Raw genomic sequence first — 3,872 nt, forward strand, 5'->3', positions numbered from 1 at the left:
ATCCAATTCCAGAGGTTCCGCCTGGGCGAGGCTGCGCGCGTAGACGCAGTCGCCGGTAAGACGGATCTGTGCCAGCACATGCGAGAGGAGATCGGATTGAGGCCCTCGAACGCTCGATTCTGGATGATCGATCAAGTTTTCTAGCAACTCGGTCATGGCCGCTCCAGTCTCTTAGCGCTATATCAATACGTCATCAGGGTGAGTATTATTCTTATAATACAAACCCTTGAAGGAAGATACGGCCCAAAACTGGATGTAGATCGGTCTCGCCAGGAATGTGCCGATCATCCGCATTCAACCAACTGAGACAGGATAGTCGCAATGACCAATCAAACCCTCCAGCAGCGGGACCGCGACGCGACGTCACGCTGGCTGAAATCCTATTATTTCACCCGTGCCGGCGTCTCAATTGTTTGGGTTGCCGCTGCCTTCCTTCTGGGGAGCAGAATGCCGCTGATCGCAGCGCTACTCCTGGTCGCCTATCCCGCCTGGGATGCGCTGGCGAATGTCATCGACGCGCAGCGCAGCGGCGGTTTGAAAGCCAATGCCAGCCAAGCTCTGAACGTCGCCGTCAGTGTCCTCACCGCCATCGCGGTTGCCATCACGCTCGGACAGGGTATGCACGCTGTGCTGGCGGTATTCGCCGTTTGGGCCATTCTCTCGGGCCTGTTCCAACTCATTACCGGTGTCCGCCGCTGGAAGACGGGCGCGCAGTGGGTGATGGTCCTAAGTGGGGCTCAGTCGATGCTTGCGGGTGTCTTCTTCGTGGAGCAGGCAACGGGCACCGCTCTTCCAAGCATCACCGCGATCGCGCCCTACGCAGCGTTCGGCGCTTTCTATTTCCTCGTATCGGCCGTGTGGCTCGCGGTAGCGCAGGCGCGCCGCCGTTCGACCGAAGGCGCGGCCTGATCCCGTCGTCACGGGAGCAGCTTTTTTTGGTTCCACGGGGCCGATTTATACCAGCTCATCAGCCGGGCGATGCCGTAGAGGGTGAGGAAGCCGCCGAGGTTGATGAGGATTTGCCCCAGCAGCCCGTCGCCGACTTGAAGAATAATCAGCCCGGCAATATTAGCGGCAATCATCCCGCCGACGAAGACCGACAGCCCCTGTTGCCCGAGCCGCTCGAAGGGCCGCAGCACCCAGGCGCGGGCAATCCCCGGTTTCGCCCGCAGCAGCCCGTGCAGCAGATAGGCGGTAGCGAGGAAATGGGCGAGGCGGAACGGATCGACATTGGTTTTATCCAACTGCTCCCCCAGCGCCTGCCACAGCGGGGCATCGCCGAGGCCGAGGCCTTCCGGCAATACCCGGTAGGTCACGCCGATGGCCACGATTCCCCAGGCCAGAAGCGTCAACCCCATCGACTTCGGCGGCACCGGCAGCCAGCCGCGCTTAAAGCCGAAGCCGAGGAAGAAAATCACCTGCCAAGCGAAAGGGTTCAGCAGCCAAACCCGCCCCGTCGAACTATCGGCGACCGGATCGAAGCCCAAAGGCGGCATTGGCGAGATAGAGCGCGACGGAGGCCAGCAGGGGCAAGCGCCGATCCAGCTTTTCCAGCAGCATCATGGCTGGCACCAGTGCCAACAACACGATATAGACCGGCATGATATCGAGCGAGGCGGGCACCCAATGCAGCCAGAAAGCTTCGAAAATCGCCTGGGCCGGGCTTGCCAGCAAATGCCCAATGCCTAAAGCACCCACCAAATCGCGCCCGGTCCAGACGCTGCCCTGATAGGCGACGGCGATGATGGCGAAGAGCAAGAAGAGATGCGCGACGCCGAGTTGCGCGCAGCGGTAGGCGATCCGCCCGGTGCCGGTCCAGAACCCGTGCCGCAAAAACGTGCCGCCGAACGCAATTGCCGAGGCGATGCCGGAGATGAACACGAAACTATCGGTGGCATCGCTCAGGCCGAAGCGGGCCGGGATCACGCTCCACAGCCAATTGCTCGGCACATGGGCGATGAAGATGATGAACAGCGCAAGGCCGCGCACGACATCGAGCCGGGGGTCGCGCGCGCGGGACGGCACGGCGAGGGCCGCTGCCGCTTCAGGCTTGGCAATGGGCGCGGTCAGCGTCTCAAGCGCAAGGGACACGGGCAAACCTCCTTAGCGGGCAGCAGCAAGGCGTTGGTGCGCACCAAAGTCCAAAGCGCAATCAGATCGGCCCGGCGCAGATAGGCGATGCCGAGGCCCAGAACCCAGACCACGCAGGCTTTCTTGAACAAATCAGCGCCATCATCGTAAGGATCAATTCCTAAGGGGCTGACGACGTGAAAGAAAATCGCGCCGGTCATAATGCCCGTAGACATCAAGGCACCCAGACCCTGCGTGCGCGGGTATAGAATGAGGAGCGAGGCGATCAGTTCCGCCATTCCGGTGCCAATGCGCATGACGGCCTCATAGCCCGGAAAGCCGAGCCAGTTCGTCAGAATAGTGAAAAGATGGACGCTGCCGGGATGGCCAGTGAATTTATACTGGAGATACCAAAGGAAGACCCAGGCGATAAACAGCGCGGGTGGCCACGGCAGCAGGCGGGTGAGCGTGGGGGACATGATCGGCCTCATTTTTTCAACGTCGCTATCTGCTTTTCGCTGGTGCTAAAGCAGGAGTTACAGCCCGCGCTTCGGGAAAATAGGGGTGAGGGCGTTTTTCTCGGACGTGTCGCGTTACGAAAGGCGGTTTTGATGACCGAGGGGGAGTGGTTGGCGGACATCAAAGCCGAGTGCCGGGCTATCCTAGCACAGGGGCGTGCTTTGGTCGTGATCGTCCCGACGGCACTTACGCCGCCGCCCGGACAGGGGCTGACCGAAGCGGAGCAGGCTCGCGCGGCGCGCTACGGTTTTCAGGCCGATCACCGCGCCTTCACGCTGGGGCATATGCTGACGCGCGGGCTTTTGCTGGAAGACGGTCAGATTGAGGATTTTGCCTTAGGCCCCTACGGAAAACCTTTTCTGCCCAATGCGCCGGGCTTTAACCTTGCCCATAGCGGCGGTTTTTTGACTTTGGTCGTGGGGAATAGCCCGTGGCTCGGGATCGATATCGAAACCGGCCCGCGCGATGGCAAGTATCGGGATTTACTGATCCCCGTCTGCCATCCCGCCGAGCGAGCCTATCTGGCGGGGCGTGGCCTGGATGCGTTTTTGAAATGCTGGACCCGCAAAGAAGCGCTGTTAAAAGCGCGCGGCACGGGCCTCAGCGATGATCTTACCCAAATCGATACGCGCTTGGGCGAAACCATGCCGTTTTTTTCGGGGGAGCCGTCGTTGGTCGTGTTTGATCTCCCGCTCAAGACCGCAGGACCACCGCTCGTCGGCGCGGTCGCCCTGCCCCCCGGTTTGGGCGTGCCCTTGTATCGGATTTATGGCGCGGATTAACCTATTCGACGAACACATCCTCCCGGCTCTTCCGAAAACTCGGCAGCAGGGCAAGCACGAGCATTGCCAACGCCACGAGCAGCAGGCCTGCCGAAATTGGGCTGGCGATGAAGGTGGTTAGGTCGCCGCGCGACATAAGCAGAGCCCGGCGAAAATTCTCCTCCATCAAATCCCCCAGCACGAACCCCAGCAGCAGGGGCGCGGGCTCGAAGCCGAATTTGCTGAGACCATAGCCGATGAACCCGAAGACGGCGATCATCAGCACCTGCACGGGTTCGGCATTGATCGAGAAAATGCCGATGCAACAGAACATGAGAATGGCCGGAAACAGGATGGGATAGGGGACTTTCAGCAATCGTACCCAGAGGCCGATCATCGGTAGATTGATGATGAGCAGCAGCAGATTGCCGATCCACATCGAGGCGATCATGCCCCAGAACAAATCGGGGGTACGCGTCATCACCAGTGGGCCGGGGATGATACCGTGAATGGTCATCGCAC

General features: G+C 60.6%; 6 protein-coding genes. 2 read left to right on the forward strand and 4 right to left on the reverse strand.

The window, feature by feature from the left end; genetic code table 11:
* Positions 1-321 precede the first annotated feature (321 nt).
* The gene (locus VZ95_RS02925) at positions 322-909 is read left to right on the forward strand and encodes a DUF308 domain-containing protein (RefSeq protein ID WP_045774549.1); all 588 of its coding nucleotides are present in this window, start codon (positions 322-324) and stop codon (positions 907-909) included.
* Positions 910-917: 8 nt separating this feature from the next.
* Here the strand turns inward: VZ95_RS02925 and opgC (VZ95_RS27890) are convergent, their stop codons facing one another.
* Genes opgC (VZ95_RS27890) through VZ95_RS02935 form a run of 3 tightly spaced genes read right to left on the reverse strand, consistent with a single transcriptional unit; the run spans position 918 to position 2,549 of the window.
* The gene (gene opgC, locus VZ95_RS27890) at positions 918-1,496 is read right to left on the reverse strand and encodes an OpgC domain-containing protein (protein WP_084627540.1); all 579 of its coding nucleotides are present in this window, start codon (positions 1,494-1,496) and stop codon (positions 918-920) included.
* A complete protein-coding gene (opgC, locus tag VZ95_RS27895) occupies positions 1,462-2,091 on the reverse strand; it encodes an OpgC domain-containing protein (RefSeq protein WP_052711431.1) in 630 nt (209 codons plus the stop codon). Before opgC (VZ95_RS27895) ends, opgC (VZ95_RS27890) begins: the two co-directional genes overlap by 35 nt.
* Positions 2,067-2,549 (reverse strand): DoxX family protein, encoded by a 483-nt coding sequence (locus VZ95_RS02935; RefSeq protein WP_045774550.1) that lies wholly within the window; start codon positions 2,547-2,549, stop codon positions 2,067-2,069. The genes opgC (VZ95_RS27895) and VZ95_RS02935 overlap by 25 nt, the downstream gene beginning before the upstream one ends.
* A gap of 132 nt (positions 2,550-2,681) precedes the next feature.
* Here VZ95_RS02935 and VZ95_RS21475 point away from each other — a divergent pair, with 132 nt between their 5' ends.
* On the forward strand, positions 2,682-3,371 hold the full coding sequence (locus tag VZ95_RS21475) for a 4'-phosphopantetheinyl transferase family protein (protein WP_052711432.1): 690 nt from the start codon (positions 2,682-2,684) through the stop codon (positions 3,369-3,371).
* Position 3,372: 1 nt separating this feature from the next.
* Here VZ95_RS21475 and VZ95_RS02945 read toward each other — a convergent pair.
* Positions 3,373-3,872 (reverse strand): tripartite tricarboxylate transporter permease (locus tag VZ95_RS02945; RefSeq protein WP_198148055.1); only part of this gene is annotated, 500 nt, incomplete at its 5' end.

The organism is Elstera litoralis (assembly GCF_000963705.1).
Taxonomy (GTDB): domain Bacteria; phylum Pseudomonadota; class Alphaproteobacteria; order Elsterales; family Elsteraceae; genus Elstera; species Elstera litoralis.

Coding starts and splice junctions, on each gene's coding strand:
- opgC (WP_084627540.1), bottom strand. CDS start 1,496: ATGCCGCCTTTGGGCTTCGATCCGGTCGCCGATAGTTCGACGGGGCGG.
- VZ95_RS02925 (WP_045774549.1), top strand. CDS start 322: ATGACCAATCAAACCCTCCAGCAGCGGGACCGCGACGCGACGTCACGC.
- VZ95_RS21475 (WP_052711432.1), top strand. CDS start 2,682: ATGACCGAGGGGGAGTGGTTGGCGGACATCAAAGCCGAGTGCCGGGCT.
- VZ95_RS02935 (WP_045774550.1), bottom strand. CDS start 2,549: ATGTCCCCCACGCTCACCCGCCTGCTGCCGTGGCCACCCGCGCTGTTT.